This is a genomic window from Brevibacillus sp. Leaf182 (assembly GCF_001423865.2).
Taxonomy (GTDB): domain Bacteria; phylum Bacillota; class Bacilli; order Brevibacillales; family Brevibacillaceae; genus Brevibacillus; species Brevibacillus brevis_C.
This window is the reverse complement of sequence record NZ_LMPN02000003.1, coordinates 1-1,554: the sequence shown is the minus strand read 5'-3', so window position 1 is coordinate 1,554 and position 1,554 is coordinate 1. Positions and strand designations below refer to the sequence as shown.

The following is a 1,554-nucleotide window of genomic DNA, read 5'->3' as shown; positions in this document are numbered from 1 at the left end:
GAGAGCCGTGCAAAACGACTCCTATAATATGTAAAAAGACTGATCCAGTACCGTTAGGTACTGGGTCTCGTTGTATAATAAACATAAAACGAAAGAAGCTGGGACTAGTGCTACAGCCTGCCAAACAATTGACGGCGTCCTTCCATGCCGAATTATACAAACTCATTCCAGAAGATCATCCATTGTGTAAAATAAATGAAGTCGTCGACTTCACGTTCATTCATGATCTGGTTCGTTCTTCGTACTGTGAATATTACGGTAGACCTGCCAACGAGCCAGAGCTTCTGTTTCGTTTGTTATTCTTGCAAGTTCTGTACAATCTTTCGGATGAGCGCATGATTCAAGAAGCTCAGGTGAATCTTGCTTACAAGTGGTTTATTGGCCTTAATCCAGAAGACACGCTACCAGCCCCTTCTCAATTATCCCGATTTCGTAACCATCGATTGGGAGCAGCGGGTGTGGATGAGGTGCTTCGATCAGTTGTGCGCCAGTGCATCGAGAAAGGACTCGTCAAGTCGAAGACGATTATCATGGATTCTACTCATACATTGGCAGCTTCGCAAAAACAAAAGCCACTTGGCGTTTTACGAGATGCGGCAAAACGTCTATTTCGTGTCGTTGTAAAAAAGCATTCCAAACTTGAAAAGAAACTTCCTCGGATGCCAGTGATAAAGAAAGAACAGGAAAATGCGGAAAAAGTCATGCTACATTACTTAGCGGAGCTGGGAGAAGCTGTCGAGACGCTAATACCTGATCATGAGGGTTCTATCTCAGAAAAACTTCAGATCGCCAAGAGGATTGTAGAAGACGAGCGCCTTCTTTCCCAAAAAGGGATTCTGTCGGCTATTGATCCAGACGCACGCTTTGGATGGAAAAGCTATACGAAATCTTTTTTTGGTTACAAAGAACATATCGCCATGACGGAGGAAGAGATCATTACGGCAGTAGAAGTTACTGGGGGAAGTTCGGATGATGGAAAGCAATTCAAAGAGCTTCTAAGTCAAACGTTATCCACAGGAATAGAAGTCCATGAAATCATTGCCGACACTGCATATTCAGGTAAAGATAACTTAGCTGAAATGAAATCTAAAAAGATTCAACCCGTAGTTCCTTTAAACCCTGTCGTCCATAATGGCGGATCAAGGCAAGAGGGTTTTACATACAACAAAGATGCAGATTTTGTAATTTGTCCGGCAGGACAAAACAGTGTCCGTAAAGCTGTGCAAGGCAGCAAAAAAAGTGGCGATAGTCGTTCTCTCGTGTTCTACTTTGATATACACAAATGCACAGCATGTCCGCTGAAAGAAGGCTGTTTAAAACCGGGTGCAAAGAACAAGACCTATTCCTTCAGGATTATGGCGGAACATTACAAGGAGCATATCGAATTTGAGAACAGCGAAGTGTTCCAAGAGCGTATCCGTCGTAGACCGATTATTGAACATAAAAATGCTGAGTTAAAAAGGTATCATGGGTTAACCAGGGCCAAGTACCGTGGTCTCTTTCGTATGCAAATCCAAGCCATACTAACTGCCTTTACAGTAAATGTAAAGCGAA

1 protein-coding gene is annotated in these 1,554 nt (G+C 42.9%); it reads left to right on the top strand.

The genetic code is table 11. The features are described 5' to 3' along the window. Window positions 1–107 precede the first annotated feature (107 nt). On the top strand, window positions 108–1,554 hold a 1,447-nt coding region (locus ASG16_RS00015; RefSeq protein WP_483296471.1), incomplete at its 3' end, for an IS1182-like element ISBbr1 family transposase.